General features: G+C 61.4%; 13 protein-coding genes and 1 pseudogene. 4 read left to right on the plus strand and 10 right to left on the minus strand.

Annotated features, from left to right (window positions below; genetic code table 11):
- Nucleotides 1–105: 105 nt before the first annotated feature.
- The 3 genes from dnaK to ACEN9N_RS19415 form a co-directional block, all read right to left on the minus strand.
- A complete protein-coding gene (dnaK, locus tag ACEN9N_RS19405; protein WP_495654306.1) occupies nt 106–2,016 on the minus strand; it encodes a molecular chaperone DnaK in 1,911 nt (636 codons plus the stop codon).
- 78 nt (nt 2,017–2,094) lie between these two features.
- Nucleotides 2,095–2,676: a nucleotide exchange factor GrpE gene (gene grpE / locus ACEN9N_RS19410; RefSeq protein ID WP_495654307.1), complete on the minus strand. Its 582-nt coding sequence runs from the start codon at nt 2,674–2,676 to the stop codon at nt 2,095–2,097.
- A 59-nt stretch (nt 2,677–2,735) separates the two neighbouring features.
- Nucleotides 2,736–5,015, minus strand: coding sequence for an FdhF/YdeP family oxidoreductase (locus ACEN9N_RS19415; RefSeq protein ID WP_495654308.1), 2,280 nt, complete (start codon nt 5,013–5,015; stop codon nt 2,736–2,738).
- Between the two features lie 686 nt (nt 5,016–5,701).
- Here ACEN9N_RS19415 and ACEN9N_RS19420 point away from each other — a divergent pair.
- Nucleotides 5,702–6,262 carry a mechanosensitive ion channel domain-containing protein gene (locus ACEN9N_RS19420; RefSeq protein WP_495654309.1) on the plus strand — a complete coding sequence of 187 codons (561 nt, stop codon included), beginning with the start codon at nt 5,702–5,704 and terminating at the stop codon, nt 6,260–6,262.
- 3 nt (nt 6,263–6,265) lie between these two features.
- Here the strand turns inward: ACEN9N_RS19420 and ACEN9N_RS19425 are convergent, their stop codons facing one another.
- From ACEN9N_RS19425 to ACEN9N_RS19450, 6 genes and pseudogenes are all read right to left on the minus strand, one after another.
- Entirely contained in the window at nt 6,266–7,204 is a 939-nt protein-coding gene (locus tag ACEN9N_RS19425; protein WP_495654310.1) for a Dyp-type peroxidase, read from the minus strand.
- A 94-nt stretch (nt 7,205–7,298) separates the two neighbouring features.
- On the minus strand, nt 7,299–8,072 hold the full coding sequence (gene hemH / locus ACEN9N_RS19430; protein ID WP_495654311.1) for a ferrochelatase: 774 nt from the start codon (nt 8,070–8,072) through the stop codon (nt 7,299–7,301).
- Nucleotides 8,073–8,124: 52 nt separating this feature from the next.
- Nucleotides 8,125–8,349 (minus strand): annotated as a pseudogene (locus tag ACEN9N_RS19435) (ferrochelatase); the annotation flags it as partial.
- 92 nt (nt 8,350–8,441) lie between these two features.
- Entirely contained in the window at nt 8,442–9,359 is a 918-nt protein-coding gene (locus tag ACEN9N_RS19440) for a bestrophin family protein (protein ID WP_495654312.1), read from the minus strand.
- Nucleotides 9,360–9,420: 61 nt separating this feature from the next.
- Entirely contained in the window at nt 9,421–10,428 is a 1,008-nt protein-coding gene (gene cydB, locus ACEN9N_RS19445) for a cytochrome d ubiquinol oxidase subunit II (protein WP_495654313.1), read from the minus strand.
- 4 nt (nt 10,429–10,432) lie between these two features.
- Nucleotides 10,433–11,821, minus strand: a complete 1,389-nt coding sequence (locus tag ACEN9N_RS19450; RefSeq protein ID WP_495654314.1) for a cytochrome ubiquinol oxidase subunit I — start codon at nt 11,819–11,821, stop codon at nt 10,433–10,435.
- A gap of 256 nt (nt 11,822–12,077) precedes the next feature.
- Here ACEN9N_RS19450 and moaA point away from each other — a divergent pair, with 256 nt between their 5' ends.
- The 3 genes from moaA to ACEN9N_RS19465 are packed head-to-tail and all read left to right on the plus strand — an operon-like array spanning nt 12,078 to nt 14,039.
- Nucleotides 12,078–13,154, plus strand: a complete 1,077-nt coding sequence (moaA, locus tag ACEN9N_RS19455; RefSeq protein WP_495654315.1) for a GTP 3',8-cyclase MoaA — start codon at nt 12,078–12,080, stop codon at nt 13,152–13,154.
- Nucleotides 13,155–13,199: 45 nt separating this feature from the next.
- Nucleotides 13,200–13,778, plus strand: coding sequence for a molybdenum cofactor biosynthesis protein MoaE (locus tag ACEN9N_RS19460; protein WP_495654316.1), 579 nt, complete (start codon nt 13,200–13,202; stop codon nt 13,776–13,778).
- A gap of 3 nt (nt 13,779–13,781) precedes the next feature.
- On the plus strand, nt 13,782–14,039 hold the full coding sequence (locus tag ACEN9N_RS19465; protein ID WP_495654317.1) for a MoaD/ThiS family protein: 258 nt from the start codon (nt 13,782–13,784) through the stop codon (nt 14,037–14,039).
- Nucleotides 14,040–14,103: 64 nt separating this feature from the next.
- Here ACEN9N_RS19465 and ACEN9N_RS19470 read toward each other — a convergent pair whose 3' ends face one another.
- Nucleotides 14,104–15,525: an aminotransferase-like domain-containing protein gene (locus ACEN9N_RS19470; RefSeq protein ID WP_495654318.1), complete on the minus strand. Its 1,422-nt coding sequence runs from the start codon at nt 15,523–15,525 to the stop codon at nt 14,104–14,106.
- Between the last annotated feature and the right edge of the window lie 158 nt (nt 15,526–15,683).

Consider the following 15,683-nt stretch of genomic DNA (forward strand, 5'->3'; position numbering starts at 1 on the left):
CCGACCGACTCCGCCGGGAGGGCATCGCGGGCGGTCGGATCGGGTCCGGAGCGAAACGGGTCTCGCTGCCCGGCATGACGTTCTGCCTACCCGTCTGCCAGGAAATCAGCCCTTCTTCACTTCCTTGACTTCGGCGTCGACGACGTTGTCGTCTGCCGGTGCACTTGCAGCTTCCGGACTACCTGCTGCAGCCTGCGATTCGGCATACATCTTCTCGCCCAGCTTCTGGCTTGCGGTCATCAGCGTGTTGGTCTTTTCCTCGATCGCGGACTTGTCTTCGCCCTTGAGCGCTTCCTCGACGTCCTTGATCACGGCTTCGATCTTTTCCTTCTCGCTGGCGTCCAGGCTTGCACCATGTTCGTCCAGTGACTTCTTCACGCTGTGCACCATGGCCTCGCCCTGGTTGCGGGCCTGGGCCAGTTCAACCTTCTTCTTGTCTTCGGCCGCGTTCAGTTCGGCGTCCTTCACCATCTTCTGGATCTCGTCCTCGGACAGGCCCGAGTTCGCCTTGATGGTGATCTTGTTTTCCTTGCCGGTGCCCTTGTCCTTCGCGCCGACGTGCAGGATGCCGTTGGCGTCGATGTCGAAGCTCACCTCGATCTGCGGCGTGCCGCGTGCCGCCGGCGGAATGCCTTCGAGATTGAATTCGCCGAGCAGCTTGTTGCCCGAGGCGATGTCGCGCTCGCCCTGGAACACCTTGATGGTCACGGCCGGCTGGTTGTCCTCGGCGGTTGAGAAGCTCTGTGCGAACTTCGTCGGGATCGTGGTGTTCTTGGCGATCATCTTCGTCATGACGCCGCCCATGGTCTCGATGCCCAGCGACAGCGGGGTCACGTCGAGCAGCAGCACGTCCTTGCGGTCGCCCGAGAGCACCTGGCCCTGGATGGCGGCGCCGACGGCCACGGCTTCGTCGGGGTTCACGTCCTTGCGCGGTTCCTTGCCGAAGAAGGCCTTCACCTTTTCCTGCACCTTGGGCATGCGGGTCATGCCGCCGACCAGAATCACGTCGCTGATGTCGGACATGCCGACACCCGCATCCTTGATGGCCAGACGGCACGGGGCGATGGTGCGCTCGACCAGCTCGTCAACCAGGCTTTCGAGCTTGGCGCGGGTGAGCTTGATGTTCAGGTGCTTCGGACCCGAGGCATCGGCCGTGATGTAGGGCAGGTTGATGTCGGTCTGCGCGCTGTTCGACAGCTCGATCTTGGCCTTTTCTGCAGCGTCTTTCAGGCGCTGCAGAGCCAGCACGTCTTTGCTCAAGTCGACGCCCTGGTCCTTTTTGAACTCGGCAATGATGTAGTCGATGATGCGCTGGTCGAAGTCTTCGCCGCCCAGGAAGGTGTCGCCGTTGGTCGACAGCACTTCGAACTGCTTTTCGCCTTCAACGACCCCGATTTCGATGATCGAGATATCGAAGGTGCCGCCGCCGAGGTCATACACGGCGATCTTGCGATCGGCCTTGTCCTGCTTGTCGAGGCCGAAGGCCAGGGCTGCAGCGGTCGGTTCGTTGATGATGCGCTTCACGTCGAGGCCCGCGATACGGCCGGCGTCTTTCGTGGCCTGGCGCTGGGCATCGTTGAAGTAGGCCGGCACCGTGATCACGGCTTCGGTCACGGTTTCGCCGAGGTAGTCTTCGGCCGTCTTCTTCATCTTGCGCAGGATTTCGGCGCTGATCTGCTGCGGCGCGAGCTTCTTGCCACGCACCTCGACCCATGCGTCACCGTTGTCGGCCTTGACGATGGCATACGGCATCAGCCCGATGTCCTTCTGCACTTCTTTTTCCTCGAACTTGCGGCCGATCAGGCGCTTGACCGCATAGATCGTGTTCTTGGGGTTGGTCACCGACTGACGCTTGGCCGATGCACCGACCAAGATTTCACCATCTTCCTGGTATGCGACGATGGAGGGCGTCGTGCGGCCGCCTTCCGAGTTCTCGATCACACGCGTGGTGTTGCCTTCCATGATCGACACGCACGAGTTGGTGGTGCCGAGGTCGATGCCGATGATTTTGGCCATGTTGCTACTCCTGATGACTGTACAAACGTCGATGTGAATTCCGCACGACTGAGGTGCTTGTTCGCTCTGTGATCCGTATCAATGGGACGCTGCCACCATCACCAGCGCTGGCCGAAGCACCCGACCGTTGATGGTGTAGCCCTTCTGCAGCACGCTCACCACAGTATTCGGCTCCTGGTCGGCGGGTACCACCGAGATGGCCTGGTGCTGGTGCGGATCGAACTTGGTGCCGGGCGCGGGGGCTACTTCGATCACCTTGTTGCGTTCGAGCGCGCTCTTGAGCTGGCGCAGCGTGGCTTCGGCGCCTTCGCGGATCTGCTCGGACGTGGCGTCCTTGATGGCCAGGCCGGCTTCGAGGCTGTCGGTCACCGGCAGCAGGCTCTCGGCAAAGGCCTCGACGGCGAACTTGCGGGCCTTGGCGATCTCGCCGTCGGCGCGGCGGCGGGCGTTCTGCATGTCGGCCTGGGCGCGGAGGTAAAGTTCCTCCAGTTCCGTGTTCCTGGCCTGCAGCGCAACGGTTTCGGCTTCCGCTCCGGTCAGGGCATGCGGCAATCCGGAGGGCTTAGAAGCTTCTTTTGCAGGCTGCCTGGCGGCGGGACCATCAGGACTCTGCCCGGCCTGACGTCGACCGGAATCGGTGGAGGTTGTATCTGGCGGCATGTTGTGAATCCGTGAAGGACTAGGAATGACCGTGCGCGATGCCCTGAGGTCATCGGCAATCAGATGGCAGCCTCTGCTGCGCGTGTCACCCGGACAGGCACGGACTTGTACGACGGCGTGCCGCTTTCCTTATCGATGTAGTCGAGTGGAACAAGAACGTTTGCTTCCGGATAGTACGCACCGACCGACCCCCGGGCGATCTCATACGCGATCGCAGTGATCTTTTCGAGGCGGAGCTTTCTGTCGCCGATTGCTGTCTCGATATCGACGACGTCGCCGTGCTCAATTCCTTGCTCGGCCATATCGGACTCGTTCATGAACAGCACGTCGCGCCGACCAAACACGCCGCGATACCGATCGTCGAGCGCGTAGATCGTTGTGTTGTACTGGTCGTGGCTGCGCAGCGTCACGAGACGCAGCACGTCTGCTCCGGCGTAAGCCGCGTCTTCGTTCACGCCTTCGTACACCGCGAACATCGCCTTGCCAGTCGGCGTGTCCCAGCGACGCTCAGTCGCCGGCAGCGGCATGCGAAAGCCGCCCGGTTTGCGTATACGCTCGTTATAGTCCTCGAAGCCCGGGAGTGTGCGCTCGATCAAGACACGGATCTTGTCGTAGTCGGTGATCAACTCGAGCCAGTTCACCTTGCTGTTGGGCAATGTCGCGCTCGCGATGCCGGCAACGATCGCCGGCTCGGAACGGCAGAACAGGGATGCCGGCGTCAGCTTGCCGCCCGAGGCGTGGACCATCGACATCGAATCCTCGACCGTGATCGATTGCGGTCCGGTTGCTTGCACGTCGAGTTCGGTCCGGCCAATGACCGGAAAGAGATAGGTCTCTTTGGCTGTCAGCAAGTGCGAACGGTTCAGCTTGGTACCGAAATGCACGCTCAGGTCAAGTTGCCTCATTGCCGGAAAACACGCCTTGGAATCTGGCAGCGCGACTGCGAAATTGCCGCCAAGGCACAGCAGCGCCTTGGACTTGCCCGCGACCATCGCCTGCATTGCGGCTACCGCGTCATGACCGTGGTGCTGGGGCGGCGTGAAGCCAAAGACCTCCTCGATCTTTTTCAGGAAATCGGCGCTCGGTTTCTCGGTGATGCCGACCGTGCGGTTGCCCTGCACATTCGAATGGCCGCGCAGCGGACACACACCGGCGCCGGGCTTGCCGATATTGCCGCGCATCAACAGCAGGTCGACGATCAAGCGCACGTTGGCAGTGCCCTTGTTGTGCTGGGTGACGCCCATGCCATACGTGACGATCGTCTTCTTCGATTTCGCGTAGGCGGCCGCGGCCTGCTCCAGTTCAGGGCGCGTGAGCCCGCTCACGCGTTCGATATCCGGCCACGTCGTCGCTTCGAGGTCAGCGGAAAAGGCCTCGTAGCCTTGGGTATGCGCTGCAATGAAATCGTGATCGATCACGTTGCCTTGCGCCGCATCCATCTCCAGCAGCGCCTTCATGATGCCTTTGAGCGCAGCCGCGTCGCCGCCGGCCTTGACCTGGAAGTAGGTCGACGCGATCCGGGTCGAGCGAAATGTCGCCATTTCAAGCGCGGCCTGTGGATCCTGGAAGCGTTCGAGCGCTCGCTCGCGCAGTGGATTGAGCACGATGATCGGGACGCCGCGGCGAGATGCTTCCCACAGCGTACCCATCATCCGCGGGTGATTGGTGCCCGGATTGTGGCCGATCGAGATGATCAACTCACATTCTTCAAAGTCATCCAGCGAAACCGTGCCCTTGCCCTGCCCTATCGCCTGTGGCAGGCCAACGCTGGTAGGCTCGTGACACATGTTCGAGCAGTCTGGGAAGTTGTTCGTGCCGAGTTCGCGTGCAAACAGTTGGAACAAGTACGCAGCTTCATTCGACGCGCGGCCGGACGTATAGAACTCGACCTGCTCGGGCGTCAGTCCGCGAAGGATCTCTCCGATGCGTGCGTATGCGGCTTCCCATTCCACCGAACGAAATGTGTCAGTATCCTGGTCGTAGACCATCGGATGCGTCAACCGGCCCATGTTCTCGAGCTCGTAATCGCTCATGCCAAGGAGCGATTCGACCGTGTTCTGGGCAAAGAAGTCAGGAGTGACTCGCTTCGTCGTTGCCTCCCAAGTGACCGCTTTCGCGCCATTTTCGCAAAACTGGAATGTGGACTTGTGCTCCTTGTCGGGCCATGCGCAGCCCGGGCAATCGAATCCGTCGGGCTGGTTGGTCCGCATCAGCGTGATCGGTGCCCGGACCGTTTCCATCTGAGCCCAGATGGCTTGCGAGGTCGCCTTGAGCGCACCCCAGCCTCCGGCCGGGGCGTTGTATTTCCTGATACCGGGTACTTCGCGTCGAGTGGTCATCGTGAACTCCATGAATCGCCCGAGAAATCCCGCGGGCCTGTTTTCTTGCGTTGCGCCGCCACGGCGGACTGGGTATCGATTTCCGCGCCTCTCGAATACTTGACTCGCTTCTTCATGGTGGGTGGACTTGTCGCTCCAAAAGAAGAACTTTTTGGTTCGATGTGGATGTCTCCGCGTGACGCGGAAGGTGCGGGAAAAATATCCGATCGATAGCGATCTGCCAAGACACAGTTCGAGAGAATGGTCCTTGCAAACTGCACTCTGGCTCCATGCGTACCCTGCTGCGAATCACGAGAGCACAGATCGATCGGCCACGAGAGCCAGGCTGCTTTTTCGAATACAGATCGCCGATTCGCTTTCCTTTGCTGGCGCCGTTCTTGGGCGGCAAGAAAACTATGCATCTCGGGAAGCTTCGCAAGCGTACTTCTCGTGGTGCGTGGGATGCCTTGCGAATTGCTGCGAGCGCTTTCTAGAATGCATCCGCACACACCCGTCACATCCCAATAGACAACAAGGACGATCCAATCGATGGAATTCTCTCGTCGTCAGCTCATGAGAGTGACGGACCCCGTCTTGATCGGGTCAGGCTTGGCGCTGCTGGGCTTGTCATCAGCCGCCGCAAGTCAAAGAAGGACGCGCGATATCGCCGCGGCTCCGTCTGCCTCCGGCAGCAGTGAGGGGCAGCGATGAATCATCTGACCGATGCCGTCAGCGGCATGCTGGACCCTCGGTCGCTCGTTGGGGCGGCGCTCATTGGGGCGATTGTTCTCGGGCTCGCATCCGTCGTGGTCGTGCTGCTCCGAAGAAGCGTGCGTCGCATCGAGCTGCACCTTTCCGACGTCACCGCCCTGCGATTCGTCAGTGCTTTCGCTCAGGTCCTGGTCTACCTGATCGGATTCGTTCTCTACGCTCATCTGGTCCCCGAATTGCGCGCTCTGGGCACGGCGCTGCTGACGGGAGCCAGCGTCGTCTCGGTTGTTGTGGGGCTCGCCGCCAAGGACACCCTCGGCAATCTCGCGGCCGGTTTCTCGTTGGTGCTCTACAGGCAGGTTCGAGTTGGCGACACGATTCGCATCGCCTCTCCACTGGGAGTGATCTCCGCCAATGTTCAGGTCATTTCATTGGGATTCACAGTGCTCGTCGACGAGGAGAAGCACGACGTCGTTGTTCCAAACAGCACCATGATGAGCAACACGATCATTCGCGTCGGCCGGGCGTTCGATCAAATGAGGATGCACGGTTTTTGACGGCTAGGAATCCTCGGTCGACACGTTGGCGAGAAAGGTTTCGGACGGCACGAAGAAGAGCGTGCCCGTTACCGCCTTGCTGAAGTCGAGCAGGCGGTCGTAGTTGCCCGGTGGCTGTCCGACGAACATGTTCGAGAGCATTCGTTCGATCCGCACGGGTGATCGCGCGTAGCCGATGAAGTACGTCCCGAACTCACCCTTGCCCACTTCGCCGAACGGCATGTTGTCGCGCACGATTTGCAGTTGCGTGCCGTCTTCTTCAATGCTGGTCAGGACGTTGTGCGCGTACGGCGCCTTGATGGCGTCATCCAATTCAATGTCCGAGAGCTTCTTGCGTCCGATGATCGTTTCCTGTCGTTCGACGGCAACCTCGTTCCAGGCTTTCAGGTCATGAAGATACTTTTGGACGATGACGTAGCTGCCGCCGGTGAAGCCGGGGTCCTCATCGCCGACAAGCGACGCATCCAGGGCATCCTGATCCACCGGGTTCTCCGTGCCATCCACGAAGCCCAGGAGATCGCGCTCGTCGAAATACTTGAATCCGTGCGTTTCATCCACCACCGTCGCGACGTTTCCGATGCGAGTCATGATCTGCGCGGCCAGTTCGAAGCACAGGTCCATGGCTGTCGCCCGGATATGGAACAGCAGGTCGCCCGGCGTCGAGACCGCGTGGTGCACGCCGTTGATTTCACGAAACGGATGCAAACCGGCAGGTCTCGGACTGCCAAACAGACGATCCCAGGCCTCGGAGCCAAACCCCATGACGCAAGACAAGCGCCGGTCAGGGTGGCGAAACCCTATGCCACGCAGCAGAGACGCCATGTCGGCGCAGAGCGCTCGCACCGCCAGATCGCATCGAGGTCCTGGCTCCAGCGTCACCACAAGAAAAATGGCTGCATGAGTCAGCTTGGCAGTGACTGGCTGCGGAACAATGGAAGGCATGATCTGCTCCTGGTGATTGTTGTTCGACGCATGGCTTCGTCGCTCCGATGATGTTGGGCTGCCCGCTGCGCTGCCAGTGTCGCAGCACTTTCTTTCATGCAAGGGTCTCACGAGTCGGCCAACCAGCCAAGTTCCGCTCGGCGATATCGCGCAATGCAGTGATCCAGCTCGGGTTGTCGTTGAGCGCCGGGATGTAGTGGAACTCTTTGCCGCCGCCATCGAGGAAGGCGGCGCGGCCTTCCATGGCGACGGCCTCCAGCGTCTCGACGCAGTCGGCAGGAAAGCCGGGGCACAGCACATCCACCCGGCCCACGCCTTTTCGGCCCATGTCCGCCAGCACGGCATTCGTGTCGGGCCGTAGCGACTTCGCGCGTCTGAAGTGCGGCTGGAAGGTGGTCTCCCATGCATCCTCTCGCCATTGCAGGCGGTCGATCAGCCGCATGGCGGTGTGCCTGCACTGTGTCTCGTAAGGATCGCCGCGTTGAATGTTGCGTTCTGGGATGCCGTGGAAGCTGAACACCAGTCGGTCGGGCCGGCCATGGTCCTGCCAGTAAGCTTGAACGCTTCCGGCCAGCGCATCGATGTAGCCGGTTTGGTCGTGATAGCCATTGACGAAGCGGATTTCCAGCATCCGGCGCGCGCTTGTGCTCCATGCGTTGGCGGCATCGATCATGCTGGCTGTAGTTGCGGCCGAGTACTGTGGACAGGCCGGCAGCACCAGCACGCGATCGATGCCACCAGCCTTGAGGGCCTCCAGCTGTGATGCGATCGAGGGTTGCCCGTAGCGCATGCCCGGCAGGGCAACGATCTTGTGGCCGCGCTCGTTCAGACAGCTCTGCAGCAGGGCCGCCTGCTTGTGCGTCCACACCCGACAGAGGCGCGCCCTCGCTGGTCCATATGCGAGCGTACTTCGCAGCCAGGGCCGCAGGCTGCGAGCGAAGGATGATGCCGTGCAGAAACGGCTGCCAGAGCATGCCGGGCATCTCCACGACCCGTGGATCGCTCAGGGATTGCGCCAGATAGGGCCGTATTGCGGCGGCGGTAGCAGCCTCGGGCGAGCCGAGATTGCACCAGAGGACCGCGGTGCGTGAGGCGGCCACCGGCGGACTCTGGATTGCGAGGGGTTCTTGGCGAAAGCGAGGCATGTAGTATTTTTGCGCCGTGGTCTTAGCTGGTGCCGAAAAACTGCAACGACTTCCAGTTGATGAAGCTCGCTCCCAGGGATTCAAAAGAACGCTCACGTCAGCCGGTACAGGTCCACCGGCGCCAACTCTTCCGGAATCTCCAGGCCGCACATCTCGAGTATCGAACGTTCGATCGTGCGCGTCATTGCATCGAGCGCCAGCGCGTTTGGCGCAAGGCCGAACGGCTCGGCGACTTCATTCGCTATCGCCTCCAGTGCGATGAGCGTGTACGAAATGACCACGCAGATCATTGGGGTGAAAGAGACCGTCGAATCCACGAGGCCGAACGGAAGCAGGATGCAATAGGCGTACACCGTCCGGTGAAGCAGGACGCTGTAGGCGAAGGGGATCGGCGTCGATGCGATCCGCTCGCACCCGCCCACGGTCTTTTCCATGTCGTTGATCTGTGCGTCGAACATCCACGATGCGGTGTCCGGCGGTCTGCAGCCATGAATGGCAGCAAGAGCGCCGCGGATGTCGTTGAGGATGGCGACCGGCTTGTAGAACTTCCCGCGCAGCGCATCGGCACGCTCATCACCGAGCAGGCGACGCAGATCGGGCATCGGATCGGTACGGCGCAGCTGGTGCTTCAACGCGTAGACGAGCGCGATCAGCGCGTAGGCAAGGCGCACCCGTTCCGCCTCATCGATGTTCTCGTGCAAATAGCAGCGAACCTGCGAGGTCAGCGTGCGCGTGGAGATCAGGAGGTTGCCCCAGAGAAGCCGTCCCTCGATAAAGCGGGCGTAGCTTGCGCTGTTCCGAAATCCGAGAAAGAGCGCCAGCGCCACACCGAACAACGTGAACGGCGCCGGATTCAGCGGAATTTTCTCGCCGAAGATGCGTCCGTGCGTGAACACGGCCAGGCTGCTCAGTGCCCCCATGAAAAGCAGTTGCGGAATGATCGTCTGCAAGACAGAACCATTCCACACGAACAGCATGCGGAACCAGTTTTGTGTCGGCCGGATGATCATGATCTACAAGTTGAACTGACATCCATGTCGCCTGGCGTTCCCGTCCGGCCATGAACCGTCATCAGTGATAGCCGGCGTCGCCCTCGCGCACCTTGCCGCGAAAGACGCGGTATTGCATCGCGTTGTAGACAAGGATGATCGGCAGGACGACGATGGTTCCCACGAGTGCGAACAGTTGGCTCGTATGGCTCGACGATGCATCCCAGATCGTCAGCGAGGGCGGCACGATGTTCGGCCAGATGCTGATGATCAGTCCGCTATAGCCGAGAAAGCAGAGTGCGAGAGTCAAAAGAAACGGCGAAGACTCATGCTCGAGCCGGACTGTCCGAAAGACCCCCCAGACGCATGCGAGCACAAGGACCGGCACTGGAAGGAACCAGAGAAGATTGCCACTGCCGAACCAGCGTTGGGCGACGGCGGGCAGGCCGATGACGGTCCAGAGACTGACGATGCCCATCGCGCCCAGCAATACGCCGACGAGCGGTTTCATCAACAACCGCATCTTGCGCTGCAACTCGCCATCCGTCTTCAGGATGAGCCAGCCGCAGCCGAGCGCCGCATAGGTCACAAGCACGCCGAATCCGCAGAACAGGCTGAAAGGCGACAGCCAATCGAATGCGCCGCCGACGAATTTCCCGTCTTCGATCCTGATGCCTTGCAGCAGGGAGCCGAGCACGATCCCCTGGCATAGCGCGGCGAGCGCCGACCCGCCGATAAAGGCGAGATCCCACAGGTTGCGAGTACGTCGGGCCTTCGCGCGCAACTCGAACGCCGCACCGCGAAAGATCAACCCCACCACCATCAGGATCAGCGGCAGATAGTTGGCGGGCAGCAGCGTCGAATAGACGATTGGGAACGCGCAGTACAGGCCCGCGCCGCCAAGCACGAGAAATGTCTCGTTGCCGTCCCAGACCGGTGCGATGGTATTGAGCATGACCTGGCGTTCGCTCTTGCTCTCGAAAAATGGAAACAGCAAGCCGATGCCGAGATCGAACCCATCCAGCATCACGTAGACGAACACGCCGAAGCCGATGATTGCGGCCCACACCACGGGAAGATCGATTTGCATGGCGTTACTGCCCTTCCAGCGCGTCCAGCGCGCGATTGCTCAATCCCGGGTACTCGCGCTGCCCGGAAGCATCGGCGCGCGGCGTCGGCCCGCGCTTCATCAACTTGAGCATGTAGTAGACGCCCATGCCGAACACCATGAAGTACACGATGACAAAGATCAGCAGCGAAACACCGGCTTGCTGCGAGGCGATCGGCGACACGGAGTACTCGGTTCGAAGTACCCCATAGACCGTCCATGGCTGGCGGCCGACCTCGGTCGTGATCCAGCCGGCCAACAGCGCAATGAGCCCGGACGGCCCCATGGCCAACACAAGGCGCTGGAACCATCGCGTCTCGTACAGACGTCCGCGCTTTCTCAGCAACAGGCCCAGCGCCGCGGTCAGAAGCATCAGCATGCCGAGCCCGACCATGACCCGGAATGTCCAGAACACGATCGGCGAGTAGGGGCGATCCGCGGCCGCGAACTCCTTCATGCCACGGATCTCTCCGTCCCAACTGTGCGTGAGGATGAGGCTGCCCAGATGCGGCACCCGGACGGCATAGCGTGTTTCCTCCGCTTTCATGTCGGGCAGCCCGAACAGGGTGAGGGCCGTCCCCCCCTTCTCCGTCTCCCACAGGCCTTCGATCGCCGCGATCTTGGCCGGTTGGTGTTCACGCGTGTTCAGGCCATGCGCATCGCCGACCAGGATCTGGACCGGCGTCATGACGAGCAGGAGCCAGAGCGCCATCGAGAAACTGCGCTTTACCGGCTCATCGCGCCGGCCATTGAGCAAATGCCACGCGCCGAACGCGGCAACGATGAAGCCCGCCACGATGAAAGCTGCGACCGTCATGTGCGCGATGCGATACGGAAACGACGGATTGAAGATGATCTTCAGCCAATCCACCGGGATGATGCGGCCGTTCTCGATGGCGAACCCCTGCGGGGTATGCATGAAGCTGTTCGATGCAATGATCCAGAACGTCGAGATCAACGTGCCGATCGCAACCATCAATGTTGCAAAGAAATGCGCCCGCGGGCTGACACGGTTCCAGCCAAACAACATGACCCCCAGGAACCCGGCTTCGAGGAAGAACGCGGTCAGAACTTCATAGTGGAGCAGCGGCCCGGTGATGTTTCCGGCGATCCGCGAAAACTCGCTCCAGTTCGTGCCGAACTCGTAGGCCATCACCACCCCGGAGATGACGCCCATTCCGAAAGAGACCGCGAAGATCTTCGACCAGAACTGAAACATGTCCTTGTAGGCCACGTCATCCGTCTTCAGCCAGCGCCACTCGAGCACCGTGAGGAAGCTGGCCATCCCGATGCTGATTGCAGGGAAGACGATATGAAACGAGACGGTGAACGCGAACTGCAATCGCGCGAGATGGAGAGCGTCGAAGATTTCCATGGCTTTGGCTGGCGCTCGGGGAGTGAAGTTGAAGGCGCGTGGCTGACGGTGCGCGACGATATCGCGATTCAAATATCGTTCGCAATCATTCGTTGCCGAGCATGAACTGTGCTCGCCGCACGCGTGGCGATGTGTGCCTGCAAAGCGAGTCCAAGCCCTGCTGCCGGGCCGAACTGTTCTCCATTTCTCCTTTCAGCTCTGACGCCGAACTGTGCTTGCGCAATCGCGATGCAACTGTGTATCGAATTCCGCAGGCATGCGCACTATCCTGATCGAAGGCCTTTTGATGCAGCGTCCCATGTCTATCGTCGACCAACTTGACCGCCCGCTACGCGATCTGCGTCTGTCCGTGATCGACCAGTGCAACTTTCGCTGCACCTACTGCATGCCTCGGGAGATCTTCGGCGCGGACTACCCGTTCATGCCGTCCTCCGACCGCCTTTCCTTCGCCCATTTGACTCGGATCGCAAGCGCATTCGCGTCGCTTGGCGTCGAAAAGATACGCCTCACCGGTGGCGAGCCCCTCTTGCGGCGCGGGCTCGAAACGCTGATCGAACAACTGGCCGCGCTCACGACCATCAGCGGCAATCCGATGGAGATCGCGCTCACGACGAACGGATCGCTACTCGCCGCGAAGGCGCGTTCGCTGCGCAACGCTGGCCTGGGCCGCGTCACGGTGAGCCTCGATGCCGTGGACGACGCGGTGTTCCGGCGCATGAGCGACGTCGATGTTCCCGTCTCGCGCATCCTGGAAGGCATCGAAGCCGCATGCGCGGCGGGTCTTGCACCGGTCAAGGTCAATGCCGTGATCGAGCGCGGCGCGAACGACAGTCAGATCCTGCCGCTCGTGCGCCGGTTCAGACACACCGGCGCCACTGTGCGATTCATCGAATACATGGACGTCGGAGGCGCGATCGATTGGTCGAGCGAGAAGGTGCTCTCGGCGCAGCAGACGCGAGAAATCATCGAATCGGAATTTCCGCTCGTCCCCACCGCCGATCCGCGGCAGGTGGGGACGGCGGTCAACTACCGGCATGCGGACGGCGCCGGCGAGATCGGGTTCATCGCGAGCGTCTCGCTCCCGTTTTGCGGCTCGTGCTCGCGTGCTCGCGTATCGGCCGACGGCAAGCTGTACACCTGCCTTTTCTCTACACATGGCACCGACCTTCGACCGTGGCTTGACGATGCCGCTCCAGTCGAGCAGCTGGCCGACATGGTGCGCAGCCGGTGGGTGTCGCGCAACGACCGCTACTCGGAGTTGCGCCAGGCCCGCCGCGAGCGCGGATCGGCAAGGGCCTATCCCACGGTGCTCATGTCGCTGGTCGGCGGATGAAGCAGCTCAGTGCAGTGCGGCACGAACAACAGCAGGAGAACAACCATGACGTCACCCCCCGCTCGATCCGGCGCTCCGCTCAGTCAGCCTGGGTGGACCGGATCCGATCCGCCGGGCCGCGTTGACGATCATGCCGGCGCCCCCATGCATCTTCAGCCCGCAATTGCGGCGGGCTTCGAGGTGCGGGTCCAGTACGAGCCCATCGACATCGATGCGGAGATCGCGCCGATCGCGCGCAACCCGCGCATCGGCGCGGTCGTGAACTTCCTCGGTGTCGTGCGCCAGTCCGGCGACATCGACGATGTCGTGGCGCTCGAAATCGAACACTATCCCGGGATGACCGAGCAATCGCTCTGGAGCACCGTGGAGGAAGCAGCCGCCCGATGGCGCGTCGAGGCGGTGAAGATCGTGCACCGCGTCGGTCATGTCGCGCTGGGCCAATCGGTCGTCCTCGTCGTGGTTGCGGCTCGGCATCGCGGCACGGCATTCGACGCCTGCGAATTCCTGATGGATATCCTCAAGACGCACGCACCCTTCTGGAAAAAGGAGATCCGCAGCGACGGCAGCTGCGAATGGGTCGAAGCAAAGGCGCGAGACGACCAGGCCATGGAGCGATGGGGCTGACTTATGAAACTCAGGATCAAATACTTTGCAAGCGTTCGCGAGCGGTTCGGCATCGAACAGGAAATCGTCGACATCGACGCGCCCGAATTAACCGTCGACGCCCTGCGCGCTCATATCGCATCAAGGGACGAGCGCGCCGCCAAAGCCCTGCACACAGACGTTCTGATACGCGCCGCCGTCAATCAGGAAATGGTTGACGGCGGATTTGTCGTGCGCGGAGACAGCGAGATCGCCTTCTTTCCCCCGGTGACGGGTGGTTGATTCGGCGCACGCGGGCGGCAGGGCTTCGCGCGGGGGCGCGGCCCCGGCGAATCGTCGGACGCCGTCAACGCGCACAGCCCGAAGCAAGCTTGCCCACCGAGATCACCGCCTGCTCGATCCGGGCGGTCCATGGGCTGCTGTAGTTGAGCCGGATGAAGTTCCGATAGGTGTCGGAGATCGAGAACATATAGCCTGGGCCGATCGTGATCTCCTGTTCGAGTGCGAGTTGGTAGAGCAGCATCGCGTCGACCTTGGGCGGCAGTTCGACCCACAGCACGTACCCGCCGGCCGGGCTCGACATGCGCGTTCCCTCCGGAAAGAACCGCAAGACGATCGCGCGCATCAGGTTGGCCTGCTGCGCATAGGCCTTCCGAATCCGCCTCAGATGATGCTCATAGCCTTCGCGCTCGAGAAATTCGGCGATCGCGAGTTGCGGAATCACCGGCGTTGCCAGTGTGTTCAGGAACTTGAGTTTCTCGACTTTGTCGCGATAGCGTCCCGGCAGCGCCCAGCCGATCCGGTACGCGGCCGTGAGGCTCTTCGAGAACGACGAGCAGTGAAGAACCAGCCCCTTTTTGTCGTAAGACTTCAGCGTGCTCGGGTGCGAATCGCCGAAATACAGTTCGTTGTACACGCCGTTCTCGATGATCGGCATGTCGACCTGCGTCGCGAATTCAACGAGTTCGCGCTTGCGCTCGTCGGACATCTGGAAACCGAGCGGATTCTGGAAGTTCGGCATCACCATGCATGCAGTGACCGGCTGCGATTTCACGATCGCCGCAAGCGCTGCGATGTCGATGCCGTACTCCGGATGCGTCGACACCTCAATCGCCTTCATGCCCATTCTCTCGATCGCATGGAGCATCGCGTAGAACGTCGGCGACTCAACCGCAATCACGTCGCCGGGCTTCGCAACCGCCTGCAGACACAGATTGATCGCTTCCGTCGCACCGATGGTGACGATGATCTCGTTGGGATCGACCGACATTCCGTTCTCGAGATAGCGACGCGCAATCTGCCGCACGAGTCGCGGGTCACCGGGCGGAAGTGCATTCGTCAGACCCCACTGCGACTTGTCGCGGCCCGCCGTGTACGCGTAGCGGTTCAGCTTTTCGAATGAGAACAGGCTGGGATCCGGATAAGGCGACCCGAGCGGCACGGCATTGTCAGTCCCGATGGAGCGCAGCGTCGAAAGCACCAGCCGGCTGACGTCGACCGAGGACGACATGGCGATCGGCCTCGACGGCTGGAGGTCGCGCCGCCCGGCTTCATCCTTGTGCCCGAGGCTCACGAAATAGCCCGACTGTGGCCGGCTTTCGAGCAGACCGCGGCTTTCGAGCAGCAAGTAGGCGTGGAGCACCGTGGTGATGCTGAGCCGGTGGTGCTGGCTCGCCTGCCGCACCGATGGAATCCGGTCGCCGGGGCGGTAGACACCCTGCCGAATCAAGCGCTGGATGTCGTCGGCAAACTTCTCATAGAGCTTCATCCGGGGGCCCTTTCCACGGAACGAGCCAGGCGGCGATTGACTGTGATCGCGCCTGTAGCCGGCAGGCGATCCATCTCGATGGCTGTCATCTGTTGTCCTTTTCCACGATTTTTCGAACGAGGTGGAAAGGTTAAAAGAAGGGCACAGATCGATGAATG

This window comes from Variovorax sp. Varisp46 (assembly GCF_059491885.1).